Raw genomic sequence first — 18,263 nt, forward strand, 5'->3', positions numbered from 1 at the left:
ATCTACGCATTTCACCGCTACACAGGAAATTCCACTACCCTCTACCATACTCTAGCTTGCCAGTTTTGGATGCAGTTCCCAGGTTGAGCCCGGGGATTTCACATTCAACTTAACAAACCACCTACGCGCGCTTTACGCCCAGTAATTCCGATTAACGCTTGCACCCTCTGTATTACCGCGGCTGCTGGCACAGAGTTAGCCGGTGCTTATTCTGTCGGTAACGTCAAGACACCAACGTATTAGGTTAATGCCCTTCCTCCCAACTTAAAGTGCTTTACAATCCGAAGACCTTCTTCACACACGCGGCATGGCTGGATCAGGCTTTCGCCCATTGTCCAATATTCCCCACTGCTGCCTCCCGTAGGAGTCTGGACCGTGTCTCAGTTCCAGTGTGACTGATCATCCTCTCAGACCAGTTACGGATCGTAGCCTTGGTGAGCCATTACCTCACCAACTAGCTAATCCGACCTAGGCTCATCTGATAGCGCAAGGCCCGAAGGTCCCCTGCTTTCTCCCGTAGGACGTATGCGGTATTAGCGTCCGTTTCCGAACGTTATCCCCCACTATCAGGCAGATTCCTAGGTATTACTCACCCGTCCGCCGCTCTCAAGAGAAGCAAGCTTCTCTCTACCGCTCGACTTGCATGTGTTAGGCCTGCCGCCAGCGTTCAATCTGAGCCATGATCAAACTCTTCAGTTCAAACATCTTTGGGTTTTTAAGAAACCCTAAACTTGGCTCAGCAATCGTTGGTTACATCTTTGATTTCTCGCGGAGTAACTTGTGATGCTGATAATCTTGTTGACTATCAGTCTGACTCCACAAGCACCCACACGAATTGCTTGATTCAGTTGTTAAAGAGCGGTTGGTTTAGCTTTCGCTGTACCGAGGCGCGCATTCTACAGCAGCCTCTGTTGCTGTCAAGCGGTTATTTTAAGATGTTTTCAAAGTTTCCTCTGTAACATCAACCACTTGCGCTTTCGATCTCTCGTTAGCGGGAGGCGAATTCTACAGCGTTACACGCTGCTGTCAACACCTCATTTCCTGCTTCGATGACTTGAAGCTGGCACCGCCGAAAACTCATCCAACTCATTGAAACTCAAGGAGTTTTCCGTTTCGACTGCGCCGGAAGTGGGGCGAATTATAGACAGTTACAAACCTGAGTCAAGGACTAATTGAGCTGCTCTATCACTTAACCCGAAAACGCCTTTAACACAGCTATATAGAGGGGGCTGACGCCCCCTCTATATAGCTACAGCACACCCGACTGCCGCAAAGCCTCTACCGCATCCGCGTGCAACCCCAGCACCTGCTCCAACACCTGCCGGGTATGCTCACCCAGCAAAGGAGGGGCATTACGGTACTCCACCGGGGTTTCGGACAACCGGATAGGGCTCGCCACTTGCGGCACCAACCCCGCCAGGGCATGGGGCAACTGCATCGCCAAGCCTCGAGCCTGAACCTGCGGATCAGCAAACACCTGCGCCAAGTCATTGATGGGCCCGCAGGGCACACCAACCGCCTCCAGCTGGGTCACCCACTCGGCTGTCGTCTTGAACACCGTTGCCTGCCGCAGAAGCGGCACCAACACTGACCGGTTTGCAACACGCAGCGTGTTGGTAGCAAAGCGTGGATCGTCCGCCCACTCGGGCCTTCCAGCCACTTCAGCAAACTTGCGGAACTGGCTGTCATTTCCCACAGTCAGGATGAAGTCACCATCTGCCGTCGGAAAATCCTGATAAGGCACGATATTCGGATGTGCATTACCCAAGCGTTGCGGAGCCACACCCGTGGTCAGGTAGTTCATCGCCTGATTTGCCAGACAAGCAACCTGCACGTCCAGCAACGCCATATCAATATGCTGACCACCGCCATCATGCTGACGATGAGCAAGTGCCGCCAGAATCGCGACCGTCGAGTAGAGCCCAGTCAGTATGTCGGTCAGCGCCACGCCCACCTTTACCGGCCCCGCACCCTCCTCACCTTCAGGCCGCCCGGTAAGGCTCATCAGCCCACCCAGCCCCTGGACCATAAAGTCATAGCCCGCCCGCTTGGCATAGGGACCGGTTTGACCGAACCCCGTGATCGAGCAATAGATCAGATCAGGGTTCAACGCCTTGAGCGACGCATAGTCCAGGCCATACGCCTCCAGACCACCCACCTTGAAGTTCTCGATCAGGATGTCGGACTTGGCGGCCAGCGCTCGAACCAGTTGCTGGCCTTGTGGCTTGGTGAAATCGATAGTGACCGATTGTTTGTTGCGGTTGGCCGACAAATAGTAAGCCGCCTCCCCCGTGCTCTCACCATAAGCATCCTTAAGGAAGGGCGGCCCCCAGGCCCGGGTGTCATCACCATTGCCCGGGCGCTCAACCTTGATCACCTCGGCACCCAGGTCAGCCAGTATCTGCCCCGCCCACGGCCCCGCCAGCACACGAGACAAATCCAGCACCCGCAAATGCGATAAAGCACCCATGAGCCGAGCTCCTGTTAATAGAATGCCTGCAGGCCGGTTTGCGCACGCCCAAGGATCAAGGCATGCACGTCGTGCGTGCCTTCATAGGTGTTCACCACTTCCAGGTTGACCAGATGACGCGCCACGCCGAATTCATCGGAGATCCCGTTGCCACCCAGCATGTCGCGCGCCATGCGTGCGATATCCAGCGACTTGCCACACGAGTTGCGCTTCATGATCGAGGTAATTTCAACGGCCGCAGTGCCTTCATCCTTCATCCGCCCCAGACGCAGGCAACCCTGCAGGGCCAATGTAATTTCGGTCTGCATATCTGCGAGTTTTTTCTGGATCAACTGAGTCGCCGCCAAAGGCCGACCAAACTGGTGACGATCCAGGGTGTACTGGCGCGCGGTATGCCAGCAGAACTCGGCCGCACCCAATGCCCCCCAGGAGATGCCATAGCGCGCAGAGTTAAGGCAGGTAAAAGGGCCTTTCAAGCCGCGCACATCCGGGAAGATGTTCTCTTGCGGCACAAATACGTTGTCCATGACGATTTCGCCGGTAATGGACGCACGCAAGCCGACCTTGCCGTGAATCGCAGGCGTAGTCAGGCCTTTCCAGCCTTTTTCCAGAACAAAGCCACGAATGTCGCCTTCATCGTCCTTCGCCCACACCACAAACACATCGGCGATGGGGCTGTTGGTGATCCACATTTTGCTGCCCGTCAGGCTGTAGCCGCCATCCACCGACCGCGCACGGGTAATCATCGCGCCAGGGTCGGAGCCGTGGTTAGGCTCGGTAAGACCGAAGCAGCCAATCCATTCGCCCGACGCCAGCTTGGGCAGGTACTTCTGTTTCTGCGCTTCGGTACCGAACTCATTGATCGGCACCATGACCAGGGAAGACTGCACACTCATCATCGAGCGGTAGCCCGAGTCCACCCGCTCCACTTCGCGGGCAATCAGCCCGTAGCTGACGTAATTGAGGCCACTGCCACCGTACTGCTCAGGGATCATCGCGCCCAGCAAACCGGTCTCACCCATCTCACGAAAAATCGCAGGGTCGGTCTTCTCATTGCGGAAAGCCTCAAGCACACGCGGCGCCAGCTTGTCCTGAGCAAATTGCTCGGCACTGTCGCGCACCATGCGCTCTTCTTCAGTGAGCTGTTGATCCAGCAACAGTGGATCAATCCAGTTGAAGCTTGCCTTACCCGCCATGAGAGAACCCTCGCGTAATAGATCAAATGTCGTGAGCCGATCCTAGGCCCCTTCTATATAGAAGGACAAACGAGGATTCGGCACCATGTTGTGATAATTTCTCACTCCGTGAACCGCAAGAAAGCCATTTCTGACTGTATTTAGTGAGGAAGCCGTACATGCGCCGCAAGATCCCCAGCACAACCGCCCTGATCAGCTTTGAAGCGGCTGCGCGCCATGAAAGCTTTACCAAGGCCGCACAAGAGCTTTCCCTCACTCAAGGGGCCATTTGCCGACAGATCGCCAGCCTGGAAGAGTTTTTGAGTGTAGAACTGTTCCGACGCTCCAAGCGCGGGGTAAAGCTGACCGAAGCAGGCATCTCCTACAGCCGGCGCATTGCGACCCAACTGGATGCTGTAGAACGGGACACGTTGTCCGTCATGGGCCAACAAGGTGCCAATGTGATCGAGCTGGCCGTAGTACCCACCTTCGGCACGCAATGGCTACTGCCCCGCCTCAAGGACTTCCAGCAACTGCACCCGGACGTCACGGTCAACCTGACCAACCGCACACGGCCTTTCCTGTTCGCAGATACCGACTTCGATGCAGCCATCTACTTCGGGGATGCTGACTGGTCCGGCACTTCGTCCTACCGCCTGATGGGCGAAAACCCGGTCCCCGTGTGCAGCCCTGCACTACTGCGTTCGCACAAATGCCTCTCCCCGCACACCCTTGCCGAACTGCCCCTGCTGCAGCAAACCACTCGCCCCTACGCCTGGCGCCAATGGTTCAACGCCCAGGACATGAATGTGCCCCGCGACATGACCGGCCCACGCTACGAGCTGTTTTCGATGCTGGCCCAGGCCGCCATGCATGAAATGGGCGTTGCGCTGATCCCGCCCTTCCTGATTCAGCGCGAATTGGCCGAAAAGCGCCTGGTGATCGCCAATGACCGCAGCCTGCCCAGTACCAAGGCTTACTACCTGATGATCCCCGAACGCAAAATTGAGTCTGCCTCACTGCAGGCCTTCCGCGACTGGCTGATCAAGCAGGCCGAGGGCTACAGCCTGATTTAAAGGACCGCATCGTCCGTACAAACTATGTAGCGCACTACAAAAAAGCACTACATATATAAGTAAATGTCGCGTTTAAATACCCTGTACTTTGGTCTAGCTGGACAAACCTGCAAGCCAGTAACCACGCGGGCTACAGGGTATTTCTCAAAGTTATGCAGCGATAACCAAAAGAAATCTGAAAAAAACTCAAAAAACCTGCAAATCCCCTGAAAGCCATGTGTTTAAAGGGATGCAGCCGAGCGTTGCGACATTCGGTCACTGCATGACTTGTAGTTTGTATCTCGTCATCCTCCATAAGTCCTTGAAGGGCAAAAAAATTGCCAGCAGAATGCCCCGCCCCACCCATACTTTGGTGGGATCGTGCTGATCGGCCGCCCCAGTCGCACCATCCGTAGTGCGCTGGCTTTCTTATAAAAGATCACGCAGGAGATATGACGTGCACATTGGTGTTCCTCTCGAGACCCATACGGGTGAAACGCGGGTTGCTGCAACCCCGGAAACCATCAAGAAGCTGATCGGCCAAGGCCATAAAGTGACTGTCCAAAGCGGCGCCGGCGTTAATGCCAGCGTTATCGACAGTGCTTATGAAGCCGCCGGCGCAACTATTGGCAACGCTACAGATGCTTTCGGCGCAGAGCTGATTCTCAAGGTTGTCGCCCCCAGCGACAGCGAACTGGCCCTGATCAAAACCGGCACCGTGCTCATTGGCATGCTCAACCCGTTCAGCAATGAAACCATTGCCAAACTGGCCGAGCGTGGGATCACCGCCTTCTCTCTTGAAGCCGCCCCCCGCACTTCTCGTGCGCAAAGTCTTGATGTGCTGTCATCCCAGGCCAACATTGCCGGTTATAAAGCCGTCCTGATTGCTGCTCACCACTATCCGCGCTTTATGCCGATGCTGATGACCGCCGCCGGGACCGTTAAGGCCGCTCGGGTACTGATTCTGGGTGCCGGTGTTGCCGGTTTGCAGGCCATTGCCACTGCCAAGCGTCTGGGTGCGGTAATCGAGGCGTCCGATGTGCGCCCTGCGGTTAAAGAGCAGATCGAATCGCTGGGTGCCAAGTTTGTCGACGTGCCTTACGAAACCGACGAAGAGCGCGAATGCGCCGTTGGCGTAGGCGGCTATGCACGCCCGATGCCTGCCAGCTGGATGCAGCGCCAGGCCCTGGCCGTTCATGAGCGCGCCAAGCAGGCGGATATCGTGATCACCACAGCCCTGATTCCCGGCCGTAAAGCACCCGTTCTGCTCAGCGCAGAAACCGTAGCGCAGATGAAACCGGGCTCGGTGGTCATCGACCTGGCTGCAGCCCAGGGCGGCAACTGCCCGCTGACCGTTGCCGACCAGGTCGTGGTCGAGCATGGTGTCACCATCGTTGGCCACACCAATCTGCCTGCAATGGTTGCCGCAGACGCTTCGGCGCTCTACGCCCGCAACCTGCTGGACTTCCTCAAGCTGGTCTTCACCCCCGAAGGGCAGTTCCAGATCAACCTTGAAGACGACATCGTCGCCGCGTGCCTGATGTGCCGCGACGGTCAAGTCGTGCGCAAAAACGGCTGAGGATAAAAACAATGGAAGAACTCATCTCCCCCGGTATCTACAACCTGATCATCTTCGTGCTGGCCATTTATGTGGGCTATCACGTGGTCTGGAACGTAACCCCGGCACTGCACACTCCGTTGATGGCCGTCACCAACGCCATTTCCGCGATCGTGATTGTGGGCGCCATGCTCGCAGCCGCACTGACTGTCACCCCGCTGGGTAAAACCATGGGCACCCTGGCAGTCGCGCTGGCCGCCGTAAACGTATTCGGTGGTTTTTTGGTCACCCGGCGCATGCTGGAAATGTTCAAGAAGAAAGCACCTAAAGCCAAAGAAGAGGTGCGCAAGCCATGAGCATGAACCTGGTCACTGTTCTGTATCTGGTTGCGTCAATCTGCTTCATTCAAGCCCTCAAGGGCCTGTCGCACCCCACCACTTCGCGTCGCGGCAACCTGTTCGGCATGCTCGGCATGGGCCTGGCGATCATTACTACGGTCGGCCTGATTTATAAACTGGGCGCCGAAATTGCCACCGCCGGTATCGGCTATGTCATTGTCGGCCTGCTGGTCGGTGGCACAGCTGGCTCGATCATGGCCAAGCGCGTCGAAATGACCAAAATGCCTGAGCTGGTCGCCTTCATGCACAGCATGATCGGCCTCGCAGCCGTGTTCATTGCCATTGCCGCCGTCGTTGAGCCGCAATCGCTGGGCATCGTCAAACACCTGGGCGACGCCATTCCTGCGGGCAACCGTCTGGAGCTGTTCCTTGGCGCGGCCATTGGTGCAATCACCTTCTCCGGTTCGGTAATCGCCTTCGGCAAACTCTCGGGCAAGTACAAGTTCCGTCTGTTCCAGGGCGCGCCGGTACAGTTCGGCGGCCAGCACAAGCTGAACCTGGTGCTGGGCCTGGCCACGCTGGCCCTGGGCATCACCTTTATGCTCACCGGCAACCTCAATGCCTTCGCGCTGATGCTGGCTCTGGCATTCGTGCTGGGTGTGCTGATCATCATCCCGATTGGCGGCGCCGACATGCCGGTGGTGGTGTCGATGCTTAATAGCTATTCGGGCTGGGCGGCAGCCGGTATCGGTTTCTCGCTGAACAACTCGATGCTGATCATTGCCGGTTCGCTGGTAGGTTCTTCGGGTGCGATCCTGTCGTACATCATGTGCAAGGCGATGAACCGTTCGTTCTTCAACGTGATCCTCGGCGGCTTTGGCGGTGCGGTAGACGCGGGTGGTCCGGCAGGTGCGCAAGAAGCTCGCCCGGTGAAATCCGGTTCGGCCGACGATGCCACGTTCCTGTTGATGAACGCCGATACCGTGATCATCGTTCCGGGTTACGGCCTGGCGGTGGCACGGGCGCAGCACGCACTTAAAGAGCTGACTGAAAAGCTGACTCACCGCGGCGTGACCGTGAAGTATGCGATCCACCCGGTGGCTGGCCGCATGCCAGGCCATATGAACGTACTGCTCGCCGAGGCCGAAGTGCCTTACGACCAGGTGTTCGAGATGGAAGACATCAACTCCGAGTTCGGCCAGGCCGACGTGGTGCTCGTACTGGGCGCCAACGACGTGGTCAACCCGGCGGCCAAGAACGATCCAAAATCGCCGATTGCCGGCATGCCGATCCTCGAAGCCTATAAAGCCAAGACTGTCATCGTGAACAAGCGCTCAATGGCCAGCGGCTATGCCGGCCTGGATAACGAATTGTTTTATCTGGATAAAACCATGATGGTCTTCGGCGACGCCAAGAAAGTTATTGAAGATATGGTTAAAGCGGTCGAGTAACATCCTGCCCCACAGCAATAACGAGAACCCCGGCGCTGTATTGGCCGGGGTTTTTCTTTTTCCAAGGAACCCGACCAAAGGCTCTAAATCGGCCGCTGGCATTCGACCATGGTAGCGGGACGAAAGGCTCTGAAAATGAATAGACTGCGCCTCTTGCTTCCGTTGCCCGAGATAACAATCCATGTACCGTGAACGTATTCGCCTGAACTCCCTGCACGATAAGGTCATGAGCGCCGAAGAAGCCGCCGCCCTTATCCAAGACGGCATGACCGTCGGCATGAGCGGTTTTACCCGTGCCGGTGAAGCCAAAGCCGTGCCCCAGGCCCTGGCCGAGCGGGCCAAGAAGTCGCCGCTGAAAATCACCCTGATGACCGGCGCCAGCCTGGGCAACGATCTGGACAAGCAACTGACCGAAGCCGGCGTACTGGCTCGTCGCATGCCGTTCCAGGTAGACAGCACCCTGCGCAAGGCGATCAACGCCGGCGAAGTGATGTTTATCGACCAGCATTTGTCCGAAACCGTTGAGCAACTGCGCAACAACCAGCTCAAGCTGCCGGACATTGCAGTTATTGAAGCAGTGGCCATTACCGAGCAAGGTCATATCGTTCCGACGACCTCCGTGGGCAACTCCGCCAGCTTCGCGATTTTCGCCAAGCAAGTGATCGTCGAGATCAACCTGGCGCACAACCCGAACCTGGAAGGTCTGCACGACATCTATATCCCGACCTACCGTCCGACGCGTACGCCGATCCCGCTGGTGAAAGTCGATGACCGTATCGGCAGCACCGCGATCCCGATTCCGGCGGAAAAAATCGTCGCCATCGTGATCACCAACAAGCCGGACTCGCCGTCCACCGTGTCCGAGCCAGACAGCGAAACCGACGGTATCGCCTTCCACCTGATCAACTTCCTTAAAGCCGAAGTTGAAGCAGGCCGCATGACCAACAAGCTCGGCCCGCTGCAAGCCGGTATCGGCAACATCGCCAACGCGGTGATGTGCGGCCTGATCGACTCGCCGTTCGAAGACCTGACCATGTACTCCGAAGTACTGCAGGATTCGACCTTCGACCTGATCGACGCAGGCAAGATGAGCTTCGCGTCGGGCAGCTCCATCACGTTGTCGGAACGTCGCAATTCGGACGTGTTCGGCAACCTGGAGCGCTACAAGGACAAACTGGTGCTGCGCCCGCAAGAGATCTCCAACCACCCTGAAGTGGTTCGTCGCCTGGGCATCATCGGGATCAATACCGCCCTGGAATTCGACATCTACGGCAACGTCAACTCCACCCACGTGTGCGGCACGCGGATGATGAACGGTATCGGCGGTTCGGGCGACTTCGCCCGCAACGCACACTTGGCGATTTTTGTGACCAAGTCGATTGCCAAGGCGGGCGCGATTTCCAGCGTAGTGCCAATGGTCAGCCACGTTGACCACACCGAGCACGACGTCGACATCCTGGTGACCGAGCAAGGCCTGGCCGACCTGCGCGGCCTGGCCCCGCGTGAGCGTGCACGCGTGATCATCGACAACTGTGTACACCCGGACTTCCGTGACGCCCTCAATGACTATTACGCCAGGGCCTGTGCGATTGGCGGCCACACGCCGCACATCCTGCGCGAAGCGTTGAGCTGGCATATCAACCTGGAAGAAACCGGGAAAATGCTGCCGTAACCCGCACGCTAGACAGCCGCTGACGTAAACACTGTTTCGTCAGCGGCTTTTTTATGACTGTATTTTAAAAAACTGTACTACTGTACTGGTCATTTCCCGCCTGCAACACCCACTCGCCCTACCGATTTGGCCAATTTCGCACCATTTAAGTGCGGACAGGTACAGTTGTGCGCATTAATGCCCGTACAGCGGGCATAAACAGTTAACTGGCCCATTGCAATACAGATGAACTGTATCTAGAGACCCTCGACAAAGAGGAGGATCATTGGCATCAGTTAAACCACTAGCCAATGCCGCCACAAGCGGAAGGATGTCACCATGGAACGTACACTCAGTTCCGAACTGTTCAGCGAAAGCAACACTGTAAACACCCAGGCTTCCATGCCTTTGCGCGTACTGGCCAACCTGGTGTTGTGGCAGCGCCGCATCTCCAGCCGCCATCAACTGGCTCGCCTGGACTCGCGTCTTCTGGCTGATGCCGGGATTAGCGAAGCACAGCGTTACGAAGAGCTGAGCAAGCCGTTCTGGCGCTGATTAGCGCTCGCTGGCCCTGACCACCGGTCCACCGCCAGCAACCCGAATTGAAAAAACAGAACCCGTCGCGGGTAACCGCTGACGGGTTTTGTCGTTTATGGCAGCGGGTTTTACCCACTTGCAAAGCGACAGGTACAGTTCTAAATTTACCTAAAACATACAAGTACAGTTAAGCAAATACCTGATCCAGAGCATTCTGGCGGTGACAACAGGTAAAACATCCTTTGCCTGATGCCCCCCTGAGCCTACTATTCGGCCCATAACCGTCTACTTTCATAAGTTCATGTTCAGGAGTATTACCATGTCCACACTTCGCCTACTTAGTGCAGCGGCTTTGCTGGCCGTTGCTGCCAGCGCCAACGCCACAAGCTTCATCGCGACCACCGATGGCATCGTGGGCACCCTCAAGGCCACCACAGACCTGACATCGGATGCCACCGGTTCGTTTCGCGATAACAAGATCGTGCGTGCGGCCCGCGACGACGCAGCCAGCTTCGTGGCCAGCGAAGGCGCCATCCGTGGCGTGAAACTGGAAAGTGCCTTCGAGGCCATCCGCCAGCAAGCGCCACAGCTGCAGGCAACTGATGCACAACTGGCTCAGGCCATCCTGACGATCTGATCGGGGACTCTGTGGGAGCGGGCTTGCTCGCGATTCAGGCGCCCTGGTTTCTCAGGTAAACCGCGCCGATACAATCGCGAGCAAGCCCGCTCCCACAAGTACGGTGCCTGCATGAAGAAATTTTTCAGCAACGCCCCCAAGCTGGCCCTGCCCCGGCCATTACGCTAGCCTTGGCGCTCATTCAAACAGCCTCGAGACCCATGCGTTTTTCCTTATTAGCCCTGCTTGCACTCTGCTGGACTCAATCAGCCAACGCCTTCGACCTGACCACCCAAAATGTGGTGCTCAGTGGTTACGTCACCAGTAAAGTGACGTCTGCGCCGTTCGATCACAAACTCATACGTGCCGCCCGGGATGATGCCGCCGTCTTTATCGCCAGTGATGGCCAGACGAGAGGCGTACAGCTGGAGTCTGCCCTGGGTTATTTGCGCCAACACTCGCCAAAATTGAATGCCAGCGACCTTGAACTGGCGCAGTCAATTCTCGTCCAATAAATACCCGCTTTATCTGGAGAAGTTTCATGCGTAGCCCCCTGATTGTCGCCACCCTTGGCCTGTTGCTGCTGGCCGATGTGGCTCAGGCACAAACCGTCGTGCAAACCAGTAACATCATCGTGCGTGCTTTTGGCCGCACCATCGACTTTACGTCCGACACCACCACCTCGATCCGTGACTCCAAAGTCGTGCGCGAAGCCCACGACGACGCCGCCACTTTCGTCGCCAGCCAGGGCGACATTCGCGGTGTGCAGCTGGAAGCCGCTTTCAGCACCCTGCGCGATCGCGTGCCTGAAGCGCGCAACGCCAGCGATCATGACCTCGCTGAAGCCATCCTCGCACTGTGAAGCCACTCACGCGCTGGCTTGCCACCTGTGGCCTGCTGCTACTCGCCAGCAGCGCCCAGGCTGCGCTGCATCTGCAACTCAAGACCGAGGGCCTGAGCCCGGCTGAACAACAGGCCAGCCAAGCCCTGCTTGATGAAGCAATGCAGAGCCTGCCACCGCGTTTTATTGAACAACTGGACCGGCAGATTCTGGTGGGCTGGACCGATGACATGCCCGCCAACGCCTACGGCCAGGCGTCGCTGACCTCCGAGCTGGACCTCAACCGCAAGCTGCTGGCCGCACTCACCGACGGCTCGGCGGCCACCCAACAGACCCACCGCCCCCACGGCACTGTGCGCAGGGAAATGCTCGCCACCGTGCTGCACGAGCTGACGCACATTTATGACCGCGCCCGCCTCTGGCCCGCCGCCGAACGCACACTGATCCGTCGCTGCGCCCGGCAAAGCAGCAACGCAGGGCTGATTGGCCTGCCCGATCAGTGCCGCGGGCAGACCGAGCGCCGCTTTACCCTTAGCGATGACCCGCGCCTGCTCGACCTCGCTGGCTGGCAGCAATATGTGGGCCGGCGGGGCGAACGCGAGCAGGACAACCACCAGATCGTGCGCAGCCCGGATCTGTACGAAGTCAGCAGCCCCAAGGAATTTGTCGCGGTCAATATGGAGTACTTCCTCCTCGACCCGGCCTACGCCTGCCGCCGCCCGGCGCTGTATCGCTACTACCAGCAACATTTCGGCTGGGCGCCTGCCGCCAAGGATGAATGCCCCAAGGGCTTTGCCTTCCTCAATGCCGGCAACGATTTCGCCAAGCAGCCGCTGGGGACCGTGGACCCGGAGCGGGTGTACGCCGTCGACTACCTGCTGGCCGAAGCCAACCAGGAATGGGCCAGCCGCTGGGGGCACAGCATGTTGCGCCTGGTGATCTGTGCGCCCGGTCGCCCACGCGGGCCAGACTGCCGACTCGACCTGCAGGAGCATCTGGTGTTGTCCTACCGGGCGTTCGTCAATGACGTACAACTCTCCAGTTGGGACGGCCTGACCGGCGCCTACCCTTCACGACTGTTTGTATTGCCGCTGGCCCAGGTGATCGACGAATACACCAAGACCGAACTGCGCAGCCTGGCGTCGGTGCCGCTCAAGCTCAGCCGAGCGGAAATCGAGGAAGTGGTCGAGCATGCCGCCGAAATGCACTGGAGCTATGACGGCAACTACTATTTCATCTCCAATAACTGCGCGGTCGAAACCCTGAAGCTGCTGCGCAGCGGCAGCGACAATGCCCGGCTCAAGGGCCTGGACAGCATCATGCCCAACGGCCTGCTGGACGTGCTCAAGGCTCGCGGGCTGGCCGATACCAGCGTGCTGGACGATCCCAAGGAAGCGTTGCGCCTGGGGTATCGCTTTGATTCCTACCGCGACCGTTACCAGGCGATGTTCGACGTGCTCAAGACCCGCTTGCCAATCAAGCAGACCACGGTCGAAGACTGGCTGGCCCTGGATGCCGTGCAACGCCGGCCGTGGATCGAGCAGGCCGACCTGCGCGCCAGCGCAGCTTTGTTGCTGCTGGAGCAGGCCAGCTTTCGCCGGCAACTGCTGCTGGCCCAGGACGAGGTCAAACAGAAGTACCTGGGCGCGCGCGCGCTCAAGGATGGCGGCATGGACAAGGCCAACAAGACCCTGCAAGAGATTCTCGCCAGCAGCGGCTTCCTGAGTCGCCCGGCTGAATTGCTCGGTAGCGGCGGCTACGGCCTGCCGCAAGCCAAGGAATGGGAAATGCTCGAGTCCGAAAGCAGCCAGCGCCAGCAGCAACTACTGCGCCTGACCACCGACCTGGACAAGGAAGTGCGCAGCCTGCTGGAACCGGCGCGAGCGGCCGAGATTGCCGCTACTGAAGCCAACGTCAAACAGATCGGTGAACGTTTGCGGGCCATTCACAAGGCCTCGGGTGGGTTGCAGTTGCCTTGATGCACACATGACCTGTGGGAGCGGGCTTGCTCGCGATGCAGACGGCGCGGTCGCTCGGTCAAACCGCATCGATTCCATCGCGAGCAAGCCCGCTCCCACAAGAGCAGCTCACGCACCCGGCACAAAATGCTTTTGCGCCGTGCCGTGGGCGATCAGCCGCGACAGGTAATTCATTTTGTCGGCATCCTGGTCGACAAAGCGGAAGGTCAGTTGCAGCCAGGCGCTGTCCGGTTTTGGCTCGAATGCCACGATGGCATGCAGGTAACCGTTCAATCGCGCCACCTCGGCGCTCTCGCCCTGCTCAAGGTCCAGCACGGCGCTGTCCAGTACCTGAGGCAGCACTTCGCCTCGACGCACCACCAGCAGCGCCTCCTTGAGGCTCAATGCCTTGATCACGCACGCCTGGGTGCCGCTGGGCAAACGCAGTTGCCCCTGGCCACGGCTGGTCAGTGCCGGCGCCGCCGCAGGGGCCGGGCGCGGAGTCGGGGCAACAGGCGCGGGGGCTGCCGCCGTGGCCGTCACGACCTGGGCCTTGCCGCCGGTCAACGCATTCAGTGAATCATTGCCAAACGCCGAGCTAGCCCGCGCCGGGGTGCTGGCCATCACGGCGCTCAACAATCCCGCCTTGGTGAACGCCTTCTTCACCTTCGACAGCAACTGCTCATTGGTGAAGGGCTTGCTGACGAAATCCGAAACCCCGGCCTGGATGGCCTGGATCACGTTCTCTTTGTCACCGCGGCTGGTGACCATGATAAACGGCAGCGTTTTCAGCCGGTATTGCTCACGGCACCAGGTCAACAGCTCAAGACCGGACATCTCCGGCATTTCCCAGTCGCACAGCACTAGATCGAAGGCTTCACGCGACAGCAAGGCCTGGGCTTTACGGCCGTTGACCGCGTCTTCGATCCTGATGCCCGGGAAGTAGTTACGCAGGCAATTTTTAACCAGATCACGAATAAACGACGCGTCATCTACCACCAGCACACTAACCTTGCTCATCGACTGCTCCTTGGATATGAACGCCCGAAAACCAAAACGCCCGGCATTGAGCCGGGCGTTTTTTAGATCGGGCTGTCCTATTTATCGTCAGGCGACGGCGCAACATTAGCGTTATCGCCACCCGTACCCTGAACTTCTTCGCGCATGCGCTTGAGGCCCATGTGCCGCACGTCCGTGCCGCGCACCAGATAAATCACCAGTTCCGAGATATTGCGGGCGTGGTCGCCGATTCGTTCCAGCGAACGCAGTACCCAGATAATGCTCAGCACGCGTGAGATAGAACGCGGATCTTCCATCATGTAAGTGGCCAGTTCGCGCAGCGCGGTCTTGTACTCGCGGTCGATGATTTTGTCGTATTGCGCCACCGACAGGGCCAGGTCGGCGTCGAAGCGGGCAAACGCATCCAGTGCATCACGCACCATGTTGCGTACCTGGTCGCCAATGTGACGCACCTCAACGTAGCCGCGCGGCGCCTCACCCTCTTCGCACAACTGGATGGCCCGGCGGGCGATCTTGGTCGCTTCGTCACCGATGCGTTCAAGGTCGATCACCGACTTGGAGATGCTGATGATCAAGCGCAGGTCAGAGGCCGCTGGCTGACGACGGGCCAGAATGCGCAGGCATTCCTCGTCGATATTGCGCTCCATCTGGTTGATCTGCTCATCGATCTCGCGCACCTGTTGCGCCAGCCCCGAGTCAGCCTCGATCAGTGCGGTGACTGCATCGTTGACCTGCTTCTCGACCAGGCCGCCCATCGCCAGCAGGTGGCTGCGCACGTCTTCGAGTTCCGCGTTGAACTGCGCGGAAATGTGATGGGTGAGGCCATCCTTTGAAATCATGGTTCTGCTCCGCAAAAGCTGTGAGCTGCGCGCTGTAAGCGGCCAGCCGAATTATCGTGACATCGAACGGGCAATGCCGCTCAGACTAGCCATAGCGCCCGGTGATGTAGTCTTCGGTCTGCTTTTTGGCCGGGTTGGTGAACAGCGTGTCAGTGTCGCCGTACTCGACCATCTTGCCCATGTACATGAACGCCGTGTAATCCGAAACCCGGGCCGCCTGTTGCATGTTGTGGGTCACGATGACGATGGTGAACTTGGACTTGAGTTCGTAGATCAGCTCTTCGACTTTCAGCGTCGAGATCGGGTCGAGTGCCGAGCACGGTTCATCGAGCAGCAACACTTCGGGCTCGACCGCGATGGTACGCGCAATCACCAGACGCTGTTGCTGGCCGCCGGACAGGCCCAGTGCCGAGTCGTGCAGGCGGTCTTTGACTTCGTCCCACAACGCCGCGCCCTTGAGGGCCCATTCAACCGCTTCGTCGAGCACGCGTTTTTTGTTGATGCCCTGAATGCGCAGGCCATACACCACGTTTTCGTAGATGGTCTTTGGAAACGGGTTGGGCTTCTGGAACACCATGCCGACGCGACGACGCAGCTCGGCCACATCCTCGCCCTTGCGGTAGATGTTGTTGCCGTACAGGTTGATCTCGCCTTCGACGCGGCAGCCGTCCACCAGGTCGTTCATGCGGTTGAAGGTGCGCAGCAGCGTGGACTTGCCACAGCCGGACGGACCGATAAACGCCGTTACCCGTTGCTTCGGGATATTCAGGCTGACGTCGTACAGTGCCTGTTTTTCACCGTAGAAAAGATTCAGGCCGGGTACTTCAATGGCCACTTCTTCGTTGGCCAGGTTCAAGCTTTGTTTGGTGCGACCCAAGGCGGACATGTTGATGCCGTGGGCTGAGGATTCATGCTGCATGGGTTGCTCCATACGCTAAAAATTCGTTTCGGTTTTTCAGTCACCGGGTTTCTTCTGTGGGAGCGGGCTTGCTCGCGATTCAGGCACCTCGGTTTCACGTTGAAACCTTACCGATACCATCGCGGGCAAGCCCGCTCCCACAGGTCTTGTGTCTATCAGCTATCCAGCGCCTTGTACTTCTCGCGCAGGTGGTTACGAATCCATACGGCCGACAGGTTCAGGGTCGCGATCACCAGTACCAGCAGCAGCGCCGTGGCGTATACCAGCGGTCGGGCCGCTTCGACGTTGGGGCTCTGGAAGCCGACGTCATAAATATGGAAGCCCAGGTGCATGATCTTCTGGTCAAGGTGCAGGTACGGGTAGTTGCCGTCCAGCGGCAGCGACGGCGCCAGCTTGACCACACCGACCAGCATCAGCGGTGCCACTTCACCCGCAGCACGGGCCACGGCGAGGATCATGCCGGTCATCATGGCCGGGCTGGCCATCGGCAACACGATTTTCCACAGGGTTTCCGATTTGGTTGCACCCAGCGCCAGCGAGCCTTCGCGCACTGTACGCGGGATCCGCGCCAGCCCTTCTTCGGTGGCCACAATCACCACCGGCACAGCCAGCAACGCCAGAGTCAGCGAAGCCCACATCAGGCCCGGCGTACCAAAGGTCGGCGCAGGCAAGGCTTCAGCGAAGAACAGACGGTCAACCGAGCCGCCCAGCACATACACAAAGAAGCCCAGACCAAATACGCCGTACACAATGGCCGGTACACCCGCCAGGTTGTTCACCGCGATCCGGATAACCCGGGTCAGGGTGTTTTGCTTGGCATATTCACGCAGGTAAACCGCCGCCAGCACGCCAAACGGCGTCACGATCACCGCCATGATCAGGGTCATCATCACGGTACCGAAAATAGCCGGGAAGATCCCGCCCTCGGTGTTGGCTTCACGCGGGTCCTGGCTCAGGAATTCCCAGATATTGCTGAAGTACATCGCCAGTTTCTGCCAGCTGTTCATCGCGTTCGGCTGGTAGACCTTGACCACTTTGCCGATGCCGATTTCCAGCTCTTTACCGTTGGCATCGCGGGCCGTGAGGCTGTCGCGGTTGAACTGTGCATGCAACTCGCCCAGGCGGTCTTCGATGGCCTTGTAGCGTGCATTCAGCTCGGCGCGCTCGGCTTCCATGTCGGCCTGTGCCTGCGGCGTCAGCTTGCCTTCCAGTTCCAGCTTGCGACCGTGCAGGCGGATGCGCTCCAGCCCATAGTTGATCGCACCGATATCTTTCTTCTCAAGCTGGCTCAGTTGCGAGGCCAGGTCATTGACCCGCTTGACCCGCGCTTGCAGCTCCGGCCAGGCCGCAGCGCCTTCTGCCACCACCTTGCCGTTTTCCTTGACGTTGACCAGGTAGCCGTAGAAGTTGCCCCACTCGCGGCGCTCAATGGCCATCAACTCGGGTGGCGTGCTCTGGTTGGTCAGCCACTCGCCGACCACCCAGGTAAAGTCATTGCCGTTCAAGTCACGGTTGCCGACCTTGATCAGCTCACGGGTCATGAACTCCGGGCCTTGTTCCGGTACCGGCAGGCCCGCGCTTTTCAGACGCTCGCGGGGCACTTCTTCCTTTTGCACCACTTCGCCGATGACCAGGTGATTGGCATCACCCGGTACGTTGTATTCAGCGTGGATCAGGTCGGCCGGCCAGAAGTGACCCAGGCCACGCACGGCGATCACCGACAGCAGGCCGATGGTCATGATGACGGCGATAGACACTGCACCACCGCTGATCCAGACGCCTGGCGCGCCGCTCTTGAACCAGCCTTTGAGGGAATTCTGTTTCACAGACTTCTA

Annotated in this window: 16 protein-coding genes and 1 rRNA gene (1 of these 17 cut by a window edge); 10 read left to right on the plus strand and 7 right to left on the minus strand. The window is 58.5% G+C overall.

What is annotated here, in order from left to right:
* From BLU25_RS14205 to BLU25_RS14220, 3 genes are all read right to left on the minus strand, one after another.
* Positions 1-699 (minus strand): 16S ribosomal RNA (locus tag BLU25_RS14205); it reaches 838 nt to the left of the window's first position.
* A 550-nt stretch (positions 700-1,249) separates the two neighbouring features.
* Positions 1,250-2,470, minus strand: a complete 1,221-nt coding sequence (locus tag BLU25_RS14215; RefSeq protein ID WP_016782960.1) for a CaiB/BaiF CoA transferase family protein — start codon at positions 2,468-2,470, stop codon at positions 1,250-1,252.
* Positions 2,471-2,484: 14 nt separating this feature from the next.
* On the minus strand, positions 2,485-3,666 hold the full coding sequence (locus BLU25_RS14220; RefSeq protein ID WP_016782959.1) for an acyl-CoA dehydrogenase: 1,182 nt from the start codon (positions 3,664-3,666) through the stop codon (positions 2,485-2,487).
* Positions 3,667-3,824: 158 nt separating this feature from the next.
* On the opposite strand from BLU25_RS14220, the gene BLU25_RS14225 reads away from it, so the two are divergent.
* The 10 genes from BLU25_RS14225 (at position 3,825) to BLU25_RS14270 (ending at position 13,671) form a co-directional block, all read left to right on the plus strand.
* A complete protein-coding gene (locus BLU25_RS14225; protein ID WP_016782958.1) occupies positions 3,825-4,721 on the plus strand; it encodes a LysR family transcriptional regulator in 897 nt (298 codons plus the stop codon).
* A gap of 436 nt (positions 4,722-5,157) precedes the next feature.
* On the plus strand, positions 5,158-6,279 hold the full coding sequence (locus BLU25_RS14230; RefSeq protein ID WP_016782957.1) for a Re/Si-specific NAD(P)(+) transhydrogenase subunit alpha: 1,122 nt from the start codon (positions 5,158-5,160) through the stop codon (positions 6,277-6,279).
* Between the two features lie 11 nt (positions 6,280-6,290).
* A complete protein-coding gene (locus BLU25_RS14235) occupies positions 6,291-6,614 on the plus strand; it encodes an NAD(P) transhydrogenase subunit alpha part 2 (protein ID WP_003438157.1) in 324 nt (107 codons plus the stop codon).
* Complete coding sequence (locus BLU25_RS14240) at positions 6,611-8,047, plus strand: NAD(P)(+) transhydrogenase (Re/Si-specific) subunit beta (RefSeq protein WP_016782956.1); 1,437 nt, start codon at positions 6,611-6,613, stop codon at positions 8,045-8,047. Before BLU25_RS14235 ends, BLU25_RS14240 begins: the two co-directional genes overlap by 4 nt.
* A gap of 181 nt (positions 8,048-8,228) precedes the next feature.
* Complete coding sequence (locus BLU25_RS14245; RefSeq protein WP_016782955.1) at positions 8,229-9,719, plus strand: acetyl-CoA hydrolase/transferase family protein; 1,491 nt, start codon at positions 8,229-8,231, stop codon at positions 9,717-9,719.
* Between the two features lie 318 nt (positions 9,720-10,037).
* Positions 10,038-10,253: a DUF1127 domain-containing protein gene (locus tag BLU25_RS14250; RefSeq protein ID WP_083369693.1), complete on the plus strand. Its 216-nt coding sequence runs from the start codon at positions 10,038-10,040 to the stop codon at positions 10,251-10,253.
* 301 nt (positions 10,254-10,554) lie between these two features.
* Complete coding sequence (locus BLU25_RS14255; RefSeq protein ID WP_016782953.1) at positions 10,555-10,872, plus strand: DUF2388 domain-containing protein; 318 nt, start codon at positions 10,555-10,557, stop codon at positions 10,870-10,872.
* Positions 10,873-11,072: 200 nt separating this feature from the next.
* Positions 11,073-11,366, plus strand: a complete 294-nt coding sequence (locus BLU25_RS14260; RefSeq protein WP_016782952.1) for a DUF2388 domain-containing protein — start codon at positions 11,073-11,075, stop codon at positions 11,364-11,366.
* A 26-nt stretch (positions 11,367-11,392) separates the two neighbouring features.
* Positions 11,393-11,713, plus strand: coding sequence for a DUF2388 domain-containing protein (locus BLU25_RS14265; protein WP_016782951.1), 321 nt, complete (start codon positions 11,393-11,395; stop codon positions 11,711-11,713).
* The gene (locus BLU25_RS14270; RefSeq protein WP_083369694.1) at positions 11,710-13,671 is read left to right on the plus strand and encodes a DUF7844 domain-containing protein; all 1,962 of its coding nucleotides are present in this window, start codon (positions 11,710-11,712) and stop codon (positions 13,669-13,671) included. Before BLU25_RS14265 ends, BLU25_RS14270 begins: the two co-directional genes overlap by 4 nt.
* A 108-nt stretch (positions 13,672-13,779) precedes the next feature.
* Here the strand turns inward: BLU25_RS14270 and BLU25_RS14275 are convergent, their stop codons facing one another.
* The 4 genes from BLU25_RS14275 to pstA form a co-directional block, all read right to left on the minus strand.
* A complete protein-coding gene (locus BLU25_RS14275; RefSeq protein WP_016782948.1) occupies positions 13,780-14,670 on the minus strand; it encodes a response regulator in 891 nt (296 codons plus the stop codon).
* Positions 14,671-14,747: 77 nt separating this feature from the next.
* Complete coding sequence (gene phoU / locus BLU25_RS14280) at positions 14,748-15,509, minus strand: phosphate signaling complex protein PhoU (protein WP_016782947.1); 762 nt, start codon at positions 15,507-15,509, stop codon at positions 14,748-14,750.
* A gap of 85 nt (positions 15,510-15,594) precedes the next feature.
* On the minus strand, positions 15,595-16,428 hold the full coding sequence (gene pstB, locus BLU25_RS14285; RefSeq protein ID WP_016782946.1) for a phosphate ABC transporter ATP-binding protein PstB: 834 nt from the start codon (positions 16,426-16,428) through the stop codon (positions 15,595-15,597).
* Between the two features lie 155 nt (positions 16,429-16,583).
* Complete coding sequence (pstA, locus tag BLU25_RS14290) at positions 16,584-18,254, minus strand: phosphate ABC transporter permease PstA (RefSeq protein ID WP_016782945.1); 1,671 nt, start codon at positions 18,252-18,254, stop codon at positions 16,584-16,586.
* Positions 18,255-18,263 lie beyond the last annotated feature (9 nt).

The organism is Pseudomonas fragi (assembly GCF_900105835.1).
In the GTDB taxonomy this organism is placed as follows: Bacteria; Pseudomonadota; Gammaproteobacteria; order Pseudomonadales; family Pseudomonadaceae; genus Aquipseudomonas; species Aquipseudomonas fragi.

What these genes read in the sequence shown, in the direction of transcription:
- BLU25_RS14215 (WP_016782960.1), bottom strand. Translation starts at nt 2,470, where the DNA reads ATGGGTGCTTTATCGCATTTGCGGGTGCTGGATTTGTCTCGTGTGCTG.
- BLU25_RS14220 (WP_016782959.1), bottom strand. Translation starts at nt 3,666, where the DNA reads ATGGCGGGTAAGGCAAGCTTCAACTGGATTGATCCACTGTTGCTGGAT.
- BLU25_RS14225 (WP_016782958.1), top strand. Translation starts at nt 3,825, where the DNA reads ATGCGCCGCAAGATCCCCAGCACAACCGCCCTGATCAGCTTTGAAGCG.
- BLU25_RS14235 (WP_003438157.1), top strand. Translation starts at nt 6,291, where the DNA reads ATGGAAGAACTCATCTCCCCCGGTATCTACAACCTGATCATCTTCGTG.
- BLU25_RS14240 (WP_016782956.1), top strand. Translation starts at nt 6,611, where the DNA reads ATGAGCATGAACCTGGTCACTGTTCTGTATCTGGTTGCGTCAATCTGC.
- BLU25_RS14245 (WP_016782955.1), top strand. Translation starts at nt 8,229, where the DNA reads ATGTACCGTGAACGTATTCGCCTGAACTCCCTGCACGATAAGGTCATG.
- BLU25_RS14250 (WP_083369693.1), top strand. Translation starts at nt 10,038, where the DNA reads ATGGAACGTACACTCAGTTCCGAACTGTTCAGCGAAAGCAACACTGTA.
- BLU25_RS14255 (WP_016782953.1), top strand. Translation starts at nt 10,555, where the DNA reads ATGTCCACACTTCGCCTACTTAGTGCAGCGGCTTTGCTGGCCGTTGCT.
- BLU25_RS14260 (WP_016782952.1), top strand. Translation starts at nt 11,073, where the DNA reads ATGCGTTTTTCCTTATTAGCCCTGCTTGCACTCTGCTGGACTCAATCA.
- BLU25_RS14265 (WP_016782951.1), top strand. Translation starts at nt 11,393, where the DNA reads ATGCGTAGCCCCCTGATTGTCGCCACCCTTGGCCTGTTGCTGCTGGCC.
- BLU25_RS14275 (WP_016782948.1), bottom strand. Translation starts at nt 14,670, where the DNA reads ATGAGCAAGGTTAGTGTGCTGGTGGTAGATGACGCGTCGTTTATTCGT.
- phoU (WP_016782947.1), bottom strand. Translation starts at nt 15,509, where the DNA reads ATGATTTCAAAGGATGGCCTCACCCATCACATTTCCGCGCAGTTCAAC.
- pstB (WP_016782946.1), bottom strand. Translation starts at nt 16,428, where the DNA reads ATGCAGCATGAATCCTCAGCCCACGGCATCAACATGTCCGCCTTGGGT.